12 protein-coding genes are annotated in these 15,909 nt (G+C 39.0%); 4 read left to right on the top strand and 8 right to left on the bottom strand.

Annotated features, from left to right (window positions below; all coding sequences use genetic code 11):
• Both IPF37_03525 and nusA read right to left on the bottom strand, forming a co-directional pair.
• Complete coding sequence (locus IPF37_03525) at positions 1-1,188, bottom strand: translation initiation factor IF-2 N-terminal domain-containing protein (protein ID QQR48611.1); 1,188 nt, start codon at positions 1,186-1,188, stop codon at positions 1-3.
• A 72-nt stretch (positions 1,189-1,260) separates the two neighbouring features.
• Positions 1,261-2,352: a transcription termination factor NusA gene (gene nusA / locus IPF37_03520; protein QQR48610.1), complete on the bottom strand. Its 1,092-nt coding sequence runs from the start codon at positions 2,350-2,352 to the stop codon at positions 1,261-1,263.
• 745 nt (positions 2,353-3,097) lie between these two features.
• Between nusA and IPF37_03515 the strand changes: the two genes are divergently transcribed.
• Positions 3,098-4,162: a C40 family peptidase gene (locus IPF37_03515; GenBank protein ID QQR48609.1), complete on the top strand. Its 1,065-nt coding sequence runs from the start codon at positions 3,098-3,100 to the stop codon at positions 4,160-4,162.
• 90 nt (positions 4,163-4,252) lie between these two features.
• Entirely contained in the window at positions 4,253-4,975 is a 723-nt protein-coding gene (locus IPF37_03510) for a M15 family metallopeptidase (GenBank protein QQR48608.1), read from the top strand.
• Positions 4,976-4,989: 14 nt separating this feature from the next.
• Here the strand turns inward: IPF37_03510 and IPF37_03505 are convergent, their stop codons facing one another.
• From IPF37_03505 to IPF37_03485, 5 genes are all read right to left on the bottom strand, one after another.
• The gene (locus tag IPF37_03505; protein ID QQR48607.1) at positions 4,990-5,568 is read right to left on the bottom strand and encodes a uracil-DNA glycosylase; all 579 of its coding nucleotides are present in this window, start codon (positions 5,566-5,568) and stop codon (positions 4,990-4,992) included.
• Between the two features lie 84 nt (positions 5,569-5,652).
• Entirely contained in the window at positions 5,653-7,068 is a 1,416-nt protein-coding gene (locus IPF37_03500) for a hypothetical protein (protein QQR48606.1), read from the bottom strand.
• 70 nt (positions 7,069-7,138) lie between these two features.
• On the bottom strand, positions 7,139-8,461 hold the full coding sequence (locus IPF37_03495; GenBank protein ID QQR48605.1) for a hypothetical protein: 1,323 nt from the start codon (positions 8,459-8,461) through the stop codon (positions 7,139-7,141).
• A gap of 5 nt (positions 8,462-8,466) precedes the next feature.
• On the bottom strand, positions 8,467-9,972 hold the full coding sequence (locus IPF37_03490) for a hypothetical protein (protein QQR48604.1): 1,506 nt from the start codon (positions 9,970-9,972) through the stop codon (positions 8,467-8,469).
• 46 nt (positions 9,973-10,018) lie between these two features.
• Positions 10,019-11,242, bottom strand: a complete 1,224-nt coding sequence (locus tag IPF37_03485) for a ComEC/Rec2 family competence protein (GenBank protein QQR48603.1) — start codon at positions 11,240-11,242, stop codon at positions 10,019-10,021.
• A gap of 31 nt (positions 11,243-11,273) precedes the next feature.
• Between IPF37_03485 and eno the strand changes: the two genes are divergently transcribed.
• Positions 11,274-12,530, top strand: coding sequence for a phosphopyruvate hydratase (gene eno / locus IPF37_03480; GenBank protein QQR48602.1), 1,257 nt, complete (start codon positions 11,274-11,276; stop codon positions 12,528-12,530).
• 67 nt (positions 12,531-12,597) lie between these two features.
• Here eno and IPF37_03475 read toward each other — a convergent pair whose 3' ends face one another.
• Positions 12,598-14,877, bottom strand: coding sequence for a hypothetical protein (locus tag IPF37_03475; GenBank protein QQR48601.1), 2,280 nt, complete (start codon positions 14,875-14,877; stop codon positions 12,598-12,600).
• A gap of 243 nt (positions 14,878-15,120) precedes the next feature.
• Here IPF37_03475 and IPF37_03470 point away from each other — a divergent pair, with 243 nt between their 5' ends.
• Entirely contained in the window at positions 15,121-15,855 is a 735-nt protein-coding gene (locus IPF37_03470; GenBank protein QQR48600.1) for a hypothetical protein, read from the top strand.
• Positions 15,856-15,909 lie beyond the last annotated feature (54 nt).

Below are 15,909 nucleotides of genomic sequence, written 5' to 3'. Positions count from 1 at the left end.
TTATAACTTAACGCCGTCATCAGCTGCTACCACCAAAACAGCAATATCAGTAATTCGAGCGCCTTTTTGTCTCAAATAAGAAAAAGCTTCGTGCCCAGGCGTGTCCAAAAACACAATCTTGCCATGCTTGCTATTAACTTCATAAGCACTAATGTGTTGCGTAATGCCACCTTTTTCACGAGCCGCAACATTCATTTTACGAATAAAGTCTAATAACGTTGTCTTGCCGTGGTCAACGTGTCCCATCACCACAACAACCGGCCAACGCTGAATGCCATCTTCAGTTTGTTTAATTTTTGCTTGAATGCTTTCGACATTTTTGTCGGGAGCTGGCGCTGCAACGGATGTTTGAATACCAAATTGTGCAGCCAGAGATTCGATAACGTCTGTTGAAAGAACATTGTTGCGATTGCAGACCATGCCACGCTTTAACAAGGCCAAGATAAGCTCGCCATCAGACTTACCCATCAATTGCGCAACTTCGAAAAGAGGCAAGCTTTTTGACAACACAACGTCAGTAATCGGTGCACTATGTTGCTGTTGTTCAACAGCAGCTCGCGCCGCACGACGACGGTGATGTTGGCGTCTACTCGACCGTGAGCCTGTGTTTTGTTGAGTGTTAACGCCACGAGATCCTTTAGAGCGATCAAACGTCATACTACTTGTAGCTTGCTTGGTCGAAATATCTAAAAATCTTACGTCCTCTTCTTCAGGAACTAAAGAACGAACAGGTGTTTTTTGATTAATTGGTGCAGCGATTGTGGGACCCTTTATCTGATTAGAAGAGGTTGTTTCTTGTTTTGGTTGTGCAGAAGCAACATTCCTCGTAGCTATTTCAACGTCTTTTTTTTGCGCCGTTTCGCCTGGTTGTTGTTTTTTTTCGACCGTTTTGCTGTGTACTATCGTCTTCTTTTCTGGCTCTGCAACCTTTAAATCAGGTTCTTTTTTCTGAGTAAGAGTTTTTTTGACAGAAGTCGATTTTTTTTCAGGTGTTGGCTTTTTTTCAGCCACAATTTTTACTTCGGCAAGCTTTGGCGTCTTTTTCCCAAAAGTCTTTTTGACAAGCTCAATGTCTTTTTCTGTTAGCATCGACATGTGATTTGAGACAGGCGATCCCTCATTTTTCAAAAAGACTACCAGTTCCTTGCTTGAAATATCGAGTTCTTTTGCAATCTCATATACACGCATGTTACTGCTCACCTATCTTTTTTTAACATTAAATTTTTACCGGCAACAAAAAAGTGCTGTCTCGGGCAACAATTAGTCTTCCGTGCCGTCATTCTCGTCTTTGTGCTCAAAAGGTCGGTCAATAAAGCCTTCTTCGTGGCCACGCGGCGGTTGTATATCTTGCAGGTGAATTTCCAAACCAGTCAACTTAGACGCCAAGGTTATATTTTGTCCAAGTTTTCCAATGGCCAGCGATCGCTGATCTTGAGCCAGCCAAACCATTGCTACACTTGATTGCTCATTTACCTCTACTTTGTCGATATCTGCAGGCTTAAGACTATCTTTTACTAAATCGTCAAGATCGTCGGTTGCCTCAATCAAATCAACTTTTTCTTGCCCGAGCTCCCGCAAAATAGGCTTAATACGCGCACCACCAACGCCAACACACGTTCCCACAGGATCAATGTCTTTGCTAGTCGAAGCAACGATTGCCTTGGTTTTATAACCGGCAGTTCGAACAATTTTCCTTATTTCGACAATTCCTTCATAAACTTCAGGAATTTCAAGCTCGATAAGGCCCTTAACAAAATCTGCCGAAGCGCGATCGAGAATAATTTGGTAATCGCCCCTGGCCGCAACAAGCACGTCTTGTACAAGAACGCGAATTTGGTGCCCTACCTTAATTGTTTCGCCAATAGGAATGTTTTCATTAGGCAACAAGCCCATAATTTCGCCAATCTTTATTACCATGCCTGCGCGTTCACGTTTATGCACAGCACCAATAATAATAGCGCCCTTACGGTCTTTAAACTCATTGTAAACCGCCATATGCTCAAGTTCCCGAATCTTTGCAGAAATGATTTGCTTGGCCGCAATAATTTCAACGCGACCAATTTCCTGTTCGAATGGAACATGAATAAGTGAGCCAAGTTCAGCTTTTGCATCAACCATTTTGGCTCTACGAAGTGTTATTTCGGTATCAGGGTCTTCAACCGTATTTACAACTTCTTTTTCAGCCAAAATTTCTACGAGACCGGTTTTTTTGTTATAAGTAACCAAAACATCAACGTAGGGATATTTTTTTGTATATGCCGTTTGAATACCGTCGCAAACGATGGCGGCTATTTGATCCCGATCAAGACCACGCTCTTCAACGAGATTTTCTATTACATCTGCAAGATTCACGGTTTCCATGCCCTCGATTGTTAAGGTAGATATAGCAATTTTGATTGCTGAGTACTTAAACTGGTTTAATATGAAAGTTATGCACTATCGACAACTTAGAACCCAGTCTAAAGCAAAATCCCCTAAATGTGAAGAACAAAGAATATAACTCTTTTGAAACATAATAATTTTTATTTTTGGGAAAAATGAGAAGAGGGGCTTTGTTCATAAGTAAATTTTTTATATATATCTTAATATTATATATTAGATAGTAATAATGAGCAGCCCATTTTTTGTGGATAACTCAGAGTATTTTTGCTAAAAAGCCTTTAGAATTCTACTAAATTCTATGATTTAAAATATGTTGATAACTTGTTGATAACTTGTTGATAACTTATTTGTCGCCACTGAATAGTGCCTATGAGTCGATGTTTTCTGGCATTGGTTTTTAAAGTACTTATCTATTCTACGTTTTGATATAGATACATGCACTTTGACGCGTGCTGGTCGATTAAAATTATCAACAATGCTATTTTTGTCGACTGGCTCGATGTTTTGGGAAAATAGATAAAAGTTATCAACAAGTTATCAACAAGTTATCAACAAGTTATCAACATCTCTATTTGTCAATGAAAAGCTCGGTAAGTGCTTTATTATTGTCTAATATTTACGCTATTGTTTATTTTTATTTGTTAATTATCGTAAAATCATAAAAGAAGATTTTGGTGAGATTCGGGGTAGGGTTTTATGATGAGGGGGCTGTTTTATGAAAATTTTAATACGATGTGTAGCTGGTCTAGGGGCATGGCTTTTGGCAACTGCTGTTATTCAGGCAGGAGGGCTGCAAAAAATGGTTGTTTGTGTGCCGGTGGCAGATGTGCGCAATGAAATAAAGGCAGCGCCTGCTGGCCTGCGTGGTCCTGCTCTATTTAAAAAGATGAAAGGGCAGCTTTCACAAGTTCTGATGGGAGAATGTATTTTGGCTGAGCCTGACAGGCCAGGCTGGTTGCGCGTAGAGTTGCTTGAACAAAAAAATTGGCATAAAAATAAGTTTTCAAGCATGGTTGGCTATATTCAGGATCATCAGGCGGTGCCGGTTGAATCTTTTCCGACTTGTACAAGCGTTGTGCGTTCTTTGTGGGCTCCCGTTGTTTATAAAAATAAAAAATTGTTTTTACTTTCGTGCGGGACAAAGCTAAAAGCTCGGCGCGTGAGCGATGAGTGGTGCAAAGTGATTTTGCCGGTCGGCAAGGTTGGCTTGATGCGTTTATCTGACATTTCTTTTGTGCAACCTGCTCTTGTTGGCTCGTCTGAACAGTTAAGAGAATCGGTTGTTGATTTGGCAAAGCAATTTCTTGGAAGTCCTTATGTGTGGGGTGGCCGCAGTGCGTATGCGCTGGCAAAGAATAATCAAATTACCAGCATTGACTGCTCTGGCTTAGTTAATGTTGTTTTTCAATCGGTTGGTTTGCAAGTACCGCGCAATTCGGTGAGTCAGTTTAAAACTAGTAAGTCAGTTTTGCATGGTAAAGATTTAAAGCCGGGCGATTTAATATTTTTTGGGTCCTCTGAAGATCCAGTTGCTTCGATTGCGCATGTTGGTATTTATGCGGGCAATGATACGTTTATTGAAGCGACTGGTCGTGATAAAAGCTTGAGTACTCGCATAAGTACTCTTCAAGATGTTGCCGGAGAGTCTCTGACGAACTTAAAAAATGGGCAGCAGTGTGTTGGTGGGTCGCGGCGGAACGAGTATATTTTTTTTGGAAGCATGTTGGCTGACCAAGTGCTTGCGCAGCAAATGCATAATGACTGGCTTGGTCGCGATTAATTTTTTTTCTTGTTTTACTGCGCTATTTTTGTAATCTAGTCCTGTGCATGTCTGAAATAGCTTTGAGTAAAAATTTTTGAGGAGATAGGGATGAAGAGTGTTTTTCGTGTTCTTATTATGGTGCTAACTTTTTTTTATGCTGGTACCAGCTTTGGTGTGGAAAATATGAGCTTTGGGATTGAAAAGAGAGGTTTTGTTAAAACAGATTTTGTAAATATTAAAAAACTTTGTCCCAGTATTCAGGTTGATTTGATTTATTCGCACGACAGTAATTTTACAAAAAAAGTGGTGTATAATGACTGCCCTTCTGATGTTTGCTATCTACGTTATGGAACCGCTAAAAAACTTGTTGCTGTTCAAGAAGAACTTGAATTACAAGGTCTTGGTTTAAAAATTGCCGATGGCTATCGCCCCCAGTCTGTGCAATATACTTTTTGGGAGCTTATGCCGGACGAGCGTTATGTTATCAATCCACATATTGCCGGCCCAGGAAAAGGATCTAAGCATAATCGAGGCGCTGCAGTTGATCTGACACTGATTAACCTTGCTACTGGTCAAGAACTTGAGATGCCTTCAGTGATTGACGATTTTACTGAAAAGGCACATAGAAAGTATGAAGCCATGGAGCCTGTGGCAGCTCATAATTGCAGATTGTTGGAAAATGTTATGAAAAAACATGGCTTTAAGCCGTTCTCTTTTGAGTGGTGGCATTTTAATGATGCAGACTGGCGGGAGTATGAGCTCTGCGATATTTCATTTGCTGAGCTGGCAAAGAATGAAAGCTTGGAGCAGCCTGAATTGATCCAACGATAAAGAGCCTTTATTTTCTATTCAAACTCTTTGAGCTTTTCCATAATTTTTTTCATGTCTTCCCACACCGTTCGCTTTTCTACGGGATTGCGGAGTAAGTAGGCGGGATGGAACGTTGGCATGACGGGAATGCCTTGGTATTCAAAAAATTTTCCGCGTACCAGTGAAATTTGAACGTCATCGCCGAGCAATGCTTTGGTTGATGGGGAGCCGAGCGTGCAAATTATTTTTGGCTGAATGATTGCAATTTGCGCTACCAACAGTAAATTTTTACACGTTTCGCGCTCAAGCGTGGTTGGTGTGCGGTTGTTTGGTGGGCGGCATTTAACAACATTTGAGATATAAACTTTTTGGCGAGAGAGGTCCATTGCTTCAATAATTTTGGTAAGCAGTTGGCCGGCGCGGCCGATAAAAGGCTCGCCTTTTAGGTCTTCATTAAAGCCAGGCGCCTCGCCAATAAACATTAAGTGTGCGTCCGGGTTGCCAACACCAAAGACAACTTGGGTGCGGCCCATGGTGGCAAGGGGACATGCTTGGCAGTTAGCATATTTTTGATAAAGAGCGTTGAGGACTGCTTGTTTCTTGATGATGTGCATTTTTTTGACCAAAAGTATTAAAGTTAAAAAAGAAGCCTTGCGTAGTATAGCAAGGCTTCTTTTTTAAGAAAAGCGTGAAGATGGTTAGCTTAAATAACGTCGTAAAATTTCAGACCATTTTGTTTGTTGATCAAAAATTGTTTTAAAGTAGGTATCGTCCATGCGGCGCGTTGGAAAGTAAAATGACAAACCAAAAGCATTTGGCAAGTTAATGCCTGTCGCATTCATAAGAATATAATTTTGCATCATGCTTAAACCTTGCAGAGCAAGTAAACGAATGTTCATAAGTTTTTCGCGCGTAGAACCTTTTGTGTCTGGTAATTTTATAGCAATTATTTCATTTAAGCTTTTATAAAAGTGACAAAAATCTATATAGTCATAATCGCAAAAACTGGTGGTATGGCGTCTATTTTTGCGAATGGATTGCAAGAGCGCTTTAAAGTCAATTGATGTTTCAGTGTCAATAACATTTGTCATCAATAGTGTGATGTCTTTGATATTTTTTTCTAGTTTTTCAAACTCATTTAAATTGATAGCTGATTGTGTAAAATCCGCATTGATGCCTTTATAATGTTGGGCATATGCTTTAACCGCCTGGCAAGCAAACTCTTGTGGCGACAGTGTGTTATGCGTGAATGGTTCAAGAAGAAACGAGTAGTTGTATCCTGGGCCTGGTTCTATTTCTTCTGATGCTGCCATGTAATTAACGGCACTTTTTACTTGTGAACCAACTTCGACCATGGCCATGTGACAGGCATCCATCAATAAAAGATCTATTTTTTTTCCAAGAAGTTCTTTTGAAACTTTTTCAAGAACCATCGTAAGGTCTTGGTTGGTTAAATATTCTTCATAGGTATCATTAAATGCAATGCCACGTCTTTTTAAGATTTCATAAGTGTAGGAAATAAATCGTTGTTCTTCTTCGTACTTGTCCAGATGGTAGCGTGCGATATGACGATTTAATTCGAGAAGTCCTGTTTTGTCATTGAAGGCAAAAAGTTGATCGCGATTTTTCATTAACGTGCGGCCCCAAATGTGTGGGTCTTTAATGCCGGATCCATGGTTCCATAGAACAATAGCATGATTGTTGGCGGGGAACTTTTGAATGCTCCATTTCATAAATTCATACAGACTTTGCTTGGTGCCACTTGTTGAAATTTGTGTGTGATCAGAAGTTGCAACGGTGATGGGATTGTTTTTTTCAATGTAATAGCGACTCACTTCTCTCTTACCGTATTCATCCAATTGAACCAAAATATTAAGATCAGGCGTTGAGCCAACAGAGATCATTTGCATGAGATTGGCAATGGCAAACGTGTGCAAGTTATTGTTGGCGGCCATGTAGACCATAAAATTCCAGTCTTTGCGTGCGCGTGAAGCTGGTGATACATTTCCTTCGGTAAAACTTGGTGAGTCTTGTGGTGCGTTCAATACTTCTGTTTTTGCTTCTGATGAATAAGCTGCTAGCAGCATGCATAAAAAAACATATGACTTCTTCATTCCGATTACTCCTTTTGAAAAATTAATGAATACTTATGTCAGTATTGAGAATGTTTACTATAAAATTTTTTTACTGAACAAGCCTCCTTTTTTCTATAAGATACTGCTTAAGTAATTCAAAAAATGGATTGAAAATGATTGCAACATCAGCAGCCATTTTTTTTGCAAAGTTATATGAGGATTTCCTGTTGTTGATAAAAAATTCTTTATCAAATAAAAGACTGAGTAGTGTTGTACATAACTCATTTTTTGAGTCGACAATATTGAAAAAATGATTGTCTTTGAGGGGTTTTAAGTAAGCCATTTTTTCACAAGGCCCTATAACAATGGCGTTTTTTGCAATGGCGGCTTGAAATATTAAGAAAATTTCTTCCGCGGCAGCACCTTCATCACATACAAAAATTGGCACAATGTTGTTTAAAAAAAAGAGTGGGCCGCTAAAACAGGAAATAAAGATATTATTCGCTTGAAAAATGTTTTTTAAGTTGGTAATAAAATGTGATTTTTTGCCGTATAGATCAATATTTTTGTTCCACAGAAGTGCGTTCAGATTTTTATTTTTTATAAACGTAGTGAGCTCGTTTTCCCACGATGTTACCGAGCTCGTTGATATAATAAGTTTGAGATTGGGGATCTTTTTGTGTAACTCTTCATACGCGTTAAGATAAAGTTTGATCCTATTTTTGTTGTACGTATGCATTAAAATAACCGGATAATCAAAAATAGGAGTGGATATTTTTGGTTCGAGTCTAAGTTTTTTTAGGAAGTAATTTCTTCTCGCAAAAATATTATACAAATGTGCAGGTCCTGAAACGGTTGTGTGTGTTTGCTTGACGCCTAATTTTTCAAATGCTTGTCGATCTTCTTCGTGTGAGCAAAAAATGCCGGTAAGCGCATTAAACAGCTCTTGATATAAATACGGAGACATACAGAGTAGCCGCTCAGTTGTTTGTGATACTGAAGCATTTAATAGAAAAATTGGCGTCTTGTGTAAAAAAGATAAAAGCGCCAGGCTCAGTATTATGTTGTGTTTAACCAAAATGATGGCTCCTGGTTGTAAGTGATCATATAAACTTGCTATTGCTTGTAAATTATCTTGAGAGATAAGATGCACATGTAGCTTGGGAAAAAGATAATTAATGATTTCTTTCGTTTGGATGAGCGTTGTAGTGATAAAAATTTCTACCTCTGGCAGCTCGGTAATAATACGCATGACAAGTCCCATCACAACTGAAAGATCATCAATACTTTCTAAATGCAACCACAGTGGACTTCCTTCTTGGTCGTTAGTTTGAGATAAACATGCATAGGTTGTGTGGATATCGCTGCATTGTAGTGACTCGCTTGAAGTTAGGGAAATTAATAACAAGAAAATACCAAGTATTTTTTTCATACGATTTAACTTTCACCTAATTTTTGTAGATTGAGAGCGAATGTTGTTAAAAAAGTTGACCACTGGGTTTTTTGATCAAAAATGGTAGTGCGATAATATGAGTCTATTGATCGTCTTGGAAAGTAGATAGCAAGGCCTTGGGCATACGGCAGGTTAAAGCCAGAAGTGTTTTTGATAATGGTTTTTTTGAGTGCAATCTCTAAGCACTGATTAATAAGTTCTATTGTTTTGACAATTGTTGTCATGGTGATGTTGGCAATTATTTCATTCCCCAGTAATGAGATTAATTTTTTTTCTAAATTTTGAAAAAACAAACAAAAATCAATGTAATCAGGGTCGCCAAATTCGGTGGTATATCGTCTACTAAATCTGATAGATCGAATAAATTGAGTAATGATAGTAGATTCTTTTTGTAGTAAAAAATTTAGGTTGGATGTGATTTTTTGCATCAGTTCTTCGAGTGGCTCATAAGATTCTAAATGAATGGCCGATTGCGTATAGTCAGCATTAAAATTTATATATTCCTGTTCGTATGCATGTACTAAGTGGCAGGCAAATTCTGATGGGGACAGATTTTTGTGTAAAAAAGGTTCTAGCGCGTACATATAATTATGTCCGTTGCCTGGCTCAATTTCTTCAGAGCCAACCATATAACAAACAGCGCTTTTGATTTGTGATCCAATTTCAATCATGGCCATGTGGCAGGCATCAAAAAATAAGAGATCAATTTTTTTATTATTGAGAATGTTAGTGCTTAAGGTATCAAGTGTTTCGGTTAGTTCTTGGTTGGTAATATATGTTTCAAAGGTGTCATTAAAAGCAATGCCACGATTGCTTTGATCTTCATAATTATTATCGAGAAGATGACGATTGAGTTCTAAAAGACATAACTGGTGATTGAAGAAAAAAAAATCATCGCGATGAGCAATGATTCGTTTTTCCCACAGCCGAGGATCTTTAATACCAGAGCCATGATTCCATAAAATAAGTGCTTGGTGTTTGGCTGGGTATGTTTGGATTGCCCAGGTTACAAATTCTTCTAAGCTTTGTCTGGTGCCGCTAATGGTAGCTTGGGTATGATTAAAAGAATCAATTAAGATTGGATTATCTTTTTCAAGATAAAATCTGCTGATATCTTCCATCCGATAGCCATCAAGCTGGACAATAATATTAATGCGCTCGTTTGAGCCAATATGAATCATTTGTTGTAAATTTTTAATACTAAACATGTGGAGATTGTTGTTGGCTGCCATATAAACAATGATATTCCAATCTTTTATTTTTTTTGTTTCCTGCAAAATTTCATCATTTGATTTTGTTGTTTTGGTAATAATGCTTGGTGGGATGAGAGCATGCATATGATTGCAGATCCAGGTGTTGAGTGCAGTTAAATAAGGATAATGATGAATAAGACTGAATGTTGTTGTTTGGGGGGTGCAGCCAGATGGTATGACTAAAAAAGCTAAAAGCAGAAACAGTTTTTTTATGGTGGAATCTATTCTTGTTTTCATAGATATCCTGGTAACCACGACAAGAATTTTTGCCATAAAAGAAGAGCTAGATTGTGTGGGCAAGCAACGCTAAGGTAAAGGTTAGCCCAAAGGTTAATTGGAAATCAAGAAAAAAAAGTTGTATCGGATTAAACAACAAAATGAGCAAGCAGGCAATAGTAAGCAAATGTAAAAAATGTGTTGGTCGTGCTAAAAGGGCGCCCAGTTGTGTGAGTATAAAAACAAGAAATGCGCGAATAAAAGAAATACTAATCCAACTGAGCATGCAATAACAAAAACAGCAGCATAGCAAGATAATTCGTTTCCATTGCAGCGGTAGCGGAATTAAGTTCAGTAAAAATGTCCACATAAAAATGAAAAGTACAATGTGTAAGCCAGAGCGTGCCAAAAAGTGTGCGAGGCCCCACTGATTAAATAAGGCGCGCAGTGAATCATATTTTGCAAAATACTTGTTGCCCAAAAAAATTAACGAAAAATACGTAAACGTGATGTGCGAAAGTTTTTGTTTGCAGGCGTGGTAGAGATTCATTTTTTTAGTCCACAGCCAGCGATTAAAAGACCAGATTGGTCTACTTTGCAGGGTGTACGAAGTTTTATGATCGATAAAAAGCGAAGAGAGCGCATCTTCTTTCATGAGATAATCAGCAAAGGTTGGCTTGTCGCTCATTGAGGCTGTGTGCGATGTTTTAAGTATAACATTATGAAGAATTATTTGGTCGCTTGGTAACAAATCAGTAATTTTTTTGCTGTAACACAAAACATTAAATGAGGTCGATTGTTTTTCATTATGCAGTTCAAGATCGGAAACGCTTAAGCGCCATTGTTCTTTAAAAATGCCGGTACATTCTTCTTTATTACTGATGGTGCCGTACAGCGTTATTGGTTGATTGCCGTAACATGTGAGCAACATGGCGGCATGATTTTTTTGATATTGAAATGTAAATGCCCCTACCAAACAAAAAACGGGCATTAATAATGCAAGGGGTGGGATGTCTTGTACGCATAGTGTGACAATTGAGCTGGCAATGATACCAAGCGCAACCAGCGGCAAGGGAAGAGCGAACCATGATTGTAAAAAAATACCACTTATCAAGCTTACCATTAAGAAAAACAAAAAATTTGGTTTTAGGGTCTGGCGTGGTTTTATAATGAGGCTGTACCATGCAAGAGCAAGCGTGGTGCAAGGGATCGCGATACGAAAAAGAATATTGATGGCATTGGTCAGCATGAAGGTTAGTTTTGTTAATTTGTTTGTACTGTTTTTGAACAACTTATCTTAGCATAATCAGGTAAAATAGGAAGTGGGTATGAAGATAAAAAGCCTTACGGGCCGCCAAATTTTTGATTCTCGAGGGTTTCCAACATTAGAATGTTCTTTGTTGTTGGATGACGGTTTTTTAATTCAATCAAGTGTGCCCGCCGGTGCTTCGGTTGGACATTGTGAAGCACTTGAGTTGCGAGATGGAGATCAGGCAGTTTTTGCTGGAATGGGTGTTTTAAAGGCGGTTCTTACGCTTGAAACAGTTATTGCGCCTGCATTGCGCCAGCATGTGCCGAATCTTATCGAGATGGACGAGTTACTGGTCAATCTTGATGGTACTTCAAATAAAAAAAGATTGGGAGCCAATACAACTTTGGCGGTAAGTATTGCTATAGCGCGTGCCCAGGCTCATATTGAAGGGCGTCATGATTATGCATTACTTGCTGAATTGTTTAAACAAAAACCAGTGCTGCCTCGTTGCATGGTGAATATTTTAAATGGCGGCATGCATGCTGATAATCATCTGATGTTTCAGGAATTTATGATTATGCCGCTCAGGGCTATCAGTATGAGTGAGACAATGGCAATTATTTTTAAGGTGTATCAAGAGCTTAAACATTTATTGCATGATGCAGGATATGTAACAACGGTCGGCGATGAAGGCGGCTTTGCTCCTCAGTTTATTGGAAAAGGTTTAAAAAAACAGTTGGCAGCATTAGACCTTTTGGTGCAGGCGATCGAAAAGGCCGGTTTTACCTTTGATGACGTGGCAATTTGTTTAGACGTTGCTGCCAATTATTTTTTTGATACAAAAACAAGGTGCTACATTCTTGAAGGCGATTCGTTAACAAGTGCAGATTTGGTTGCACAGTATGAAGAGCTTGTTGTGCGTTATCCAATTGTTTCTATTGAAGATGGCATGAGCGAAGACGATCATGCTGGCTGGGTTTTATTAACAGAAAAATTGGGAAGCAAAATTCATTTGATTGGAGATGATATTTTTGTTACTTCAACAGAAAAATTAATGCATGGTATTGAAGAGGGCGTTGCCAATGGCGTGCTGATCAAGCCAAATCAGTGTGGGACTATTTCTGAGGCGTATGCGGCATTGGCACTTGCTCAAAATGCTGAATATATGACGGTTGCGTCACATCGTTCTGGCGAAACAAATGATTATTTTATTGCAGACTTTGCCGTGGGTTGTGCTGCCGGTTATATCAAAGCGGGGGCGTGTGTTCGTGGCGAACGCGTAGCAAAATATAATCGATTACTTGAGATCGAAAAACTTCTTGGTTAAGTGTTTTCATAGCATTGTATTTTTTAAATTAAAGGCCCGCAGTGAATTACTGCGGGCTTTTGTTGTACTAGTTTGCGTTATTGTAATCCAAGTAACCCTGTACTTCAAGGTGGGCGCCGCTGAAGACATGCAAGGTGGCATCATTGTCACTTGTTGTGCCATCGCCAATCGTTACGGCGTTGGTGCGTGTGATGTTTGGTGTTACACCATCAGCTAACAAATTGATGATGGTACATTTGTTATCAAAAGCCATAGTGCCTCTTAAAATTTGTACGCCGTTTACAGGGGCTTCAAATGTTGCCTGATCAAGATAAAAGAATGATGTAGTGTCAGCAAAACGCATCAATGTTCGGTCTGTGCTGCTCGTACCGCCGCCAGGAATATATCTGAACGTTGAAGCCGGATTACAAATGAGTGCTGAGTTTGAAGTTATATACAATGGGTATAATGATTCGTATATAAACTTGTTGGTACCGCAGATATGAACATCTTCATGAACAAATAATTTTCCATCGGCAAAATGGAAATTGTGATCAAGGAAAATAGCTGAATCTGCAAGCGCAAGCGCCGCTGTGCCTGCTCCTTCTAGATCTATTTGGATGCCTGACAAATTTTTAAGTTTAACGTTTCTGAGTGTAAACGTGACGCCTGCTGAAACGGCAAATTTTGCATTGTTATCAAGAAAAATATCATTACCTTGACCATCGATAATAGTATTGCTATCAATGCGAACAGTTTTATTTGCAGGGATAGTTAAACTCCCAGTTAAAATTAAGGAATGACCATTGCCTTGCAGTAAACCGCCGTTGGTAAAATAAACATTTGCACCAAAATAGACATCGCTACCAAATGATAGTATGCCGGTATTGTTCAGATTAATTTTACCGCTTATTGGTAGAGGATCGTTTAGTATCAGGGTTTTGCCAGCGGCAACAGTGAATCCAGCTTTATAGTAATTGAGAGCGCAGATAGTAGTTGTGGCTACAAAGTTTGAATTGTTCAGGAAGATATGAGCTAACCGTTCAAGAGCAACAATAGCATTACTATTTTGTTTAATAAGTGGGCAAGCGCGATTGATGGCATTACTATTTTGTTTGACAAGTGGCGTTAAAACGTTGATTAAGTTACTGGTTTGTCTGAGAAGTGGTGCAAGAGTAGAGTCAGATGAGTTTATTGTGTTGCTAGTTGTTCTGACGAGTACCAAGAGATTTGTTATGGCGTTACTATCAGTTCTGACAAATGTTTGAAGACTGAGTAAAGCGTTGCTGGTGGTTCTGGTGTTGTAAATAAATGCATTACTGCTTGTTCTGACAAGCGTAGCAAGATTGGTTAGCGCATTACTATCAGTTCTTACGAATGTTTCAAGGTTGACGAGAGCATTGCTTGTAGTTCTTACAAAGTTTTTCAAGTTTACAATGGCATTACTATTTTGTTTGACGAGTGGCGTGATAACATTAATTAAATTACTGGTTTGCCTGAGAAGTGGCGCAAGAGTAGAATCAGATGAGTTTATTGTGTTGCTAGTTGTTCTGACCAGTACTAGGAGATTTGTCAGGGCATTACTATCGGTTCTCACAAATGTTTGAAGACTGACAAGTGCATTGCTGGTGTTTCTTCCAAGGTCTTTCAAGCTTACAAGGGCATTACTATTTTGTTTAACGAGTATTGAGTAATGATTGATGGTACTACTGTTTTGTTTAACGAGTGGCGTTAAAACATTGATTAAGTTACTTGAATTTCTTACAAGTGTTGTAAGTGTTGTGAGATTAAGTGCATTGATAGCATTACTATTTTGTTTTACAAGCGGCGTGATGACACTAATTAAATTACTGGTCGTTCTCAAAAGGGTGGCAAGTGTTGAGAGACTAAGAGAATTCATCGCATTACTGTTTTGTTTAACGAGAGTAGAATAGCGTCTGATAGTGTTACTATTTTGCTTAACAAGTGGGTAAAGGCCGTTGATGGCGTTACTGTTGATACGGACAAGGTACGTCATGGCGTTACTGTCAGTTCTTACGAATCTTTGAAGACTTACGATGGCATTACTATTGTTGTAAATCATGTTACTTGGTGCCTTGCGTCGACCAGTACCAATTTGAACACCAGCGGTATATGTTTCTGTCCATGCGGAAGGGGCGTTGTTGCCATAAGAAACAATAATTGAGTCTTGTGTCCAGCCGGTTATTCCGGTAAGACTGCCTAACATTATGCGCGAAGTTCCGGCAGTAGGATTAATGATTAAGTTAGTGTCGCGATTGGCAAAATCAAGAATACAAAAAATATTTTTTGGAATGATGATTGTTATTAATAAAGCAATGCAAAAGATCTTACTAAAGTAATTCTTCATTTTCTTTTTTTTCTCCCTTTTTTTTTATCAAAAAATTGACAATGCAATATTCGTGCAAATTAATTTTTGATTTTTTCAATCTAGCACTCATGATATGTTTGCACAATGGTTTTGAAATAAAAAACCCTTTTCCGTTGTTAATTAGGTAGGAAAAACAGTTGTTTTATTGACGACAGGAAGGATTTTATACTAGCTTGAGATGTTAAGGTTGTAGGCTGTGTAATTTGAGGAAAAGGAGTAAGAATGAAGATTCGTGTTGCGAGTTTTTTTTATTTATTTTTAGTGACGGGTTTTCAGTGTTACGGTACTGATGTTCGAGACTTATCGAGCCAGCAACCAAATGAGATTGGTCAAGGCGTTGTCGAGCACGTCAAAGATTCAAAAGATGAGTTACTAAGATTTTTGGCTGTTGTAGAATGGACAGACTGGAGTACGTTGGCGCGATATTATCAAGATGCAACTGCTGCATTAAAACGTTTTGGTGAGTTATATCCAGCAAAATTGAAACAAGCGAATACTTCTGTTGTTGCAGCACCCGTCGCAAAACCTGTGGTCGCTTCTGTTGTAAAACCAGCAGCGGCTAAGCCAGCAAAAGCTGTAGCTGCCGCTATGCCGGTTGTTGCTAAGACTGTTGTTTCTGCACCTGCCAAGCAAGTGGTTGCGCCGGCAGTCATGCCTGTTGTTGCTCAACCAGCAGCGGCAGTCGCTGAAGAAGTTGAAGAAGAGTTCGAAGAAGATGTAGCAGAAGCTGAAGTGGCAGAAGAGTCAGTTGCTCAAGAAGAAACGGTTGATGTAAGCGAAGGTGCAGAGCAGCAAGAAGAAGCAAGTCCAGAAATTGCTGAAGCTCAAGAGCCAGCTGTAGAAGAAGAATTGACTGAAGAAGAACCAGCAGAGCAAGTTGTCGCCAATCAAGCAGAAGAGCCCGCTCAAGAGGGCGAAGAAGAGGAAGTGGTTGAAGAGGGTGGCGCTGAAGCGTAAAGTTTTAAGTTCTTTTTAAAAAGTTATAAAGTAAAAATGCCTCACTTACAGGAA

It is taken from the genome of bacterium, assembly GCA_016699045.1.
In the GTDB taxonomy this organism is placed as follows: Bacteria; Babelota; Babeliae; order Babelales; family RVW-14; genus AaIE-18.
The sequence above is the reverse complement of the archived record's forward strand: the minus strand, read 5'-3'. Positions and strand labels throughout refer to the sequence as shown.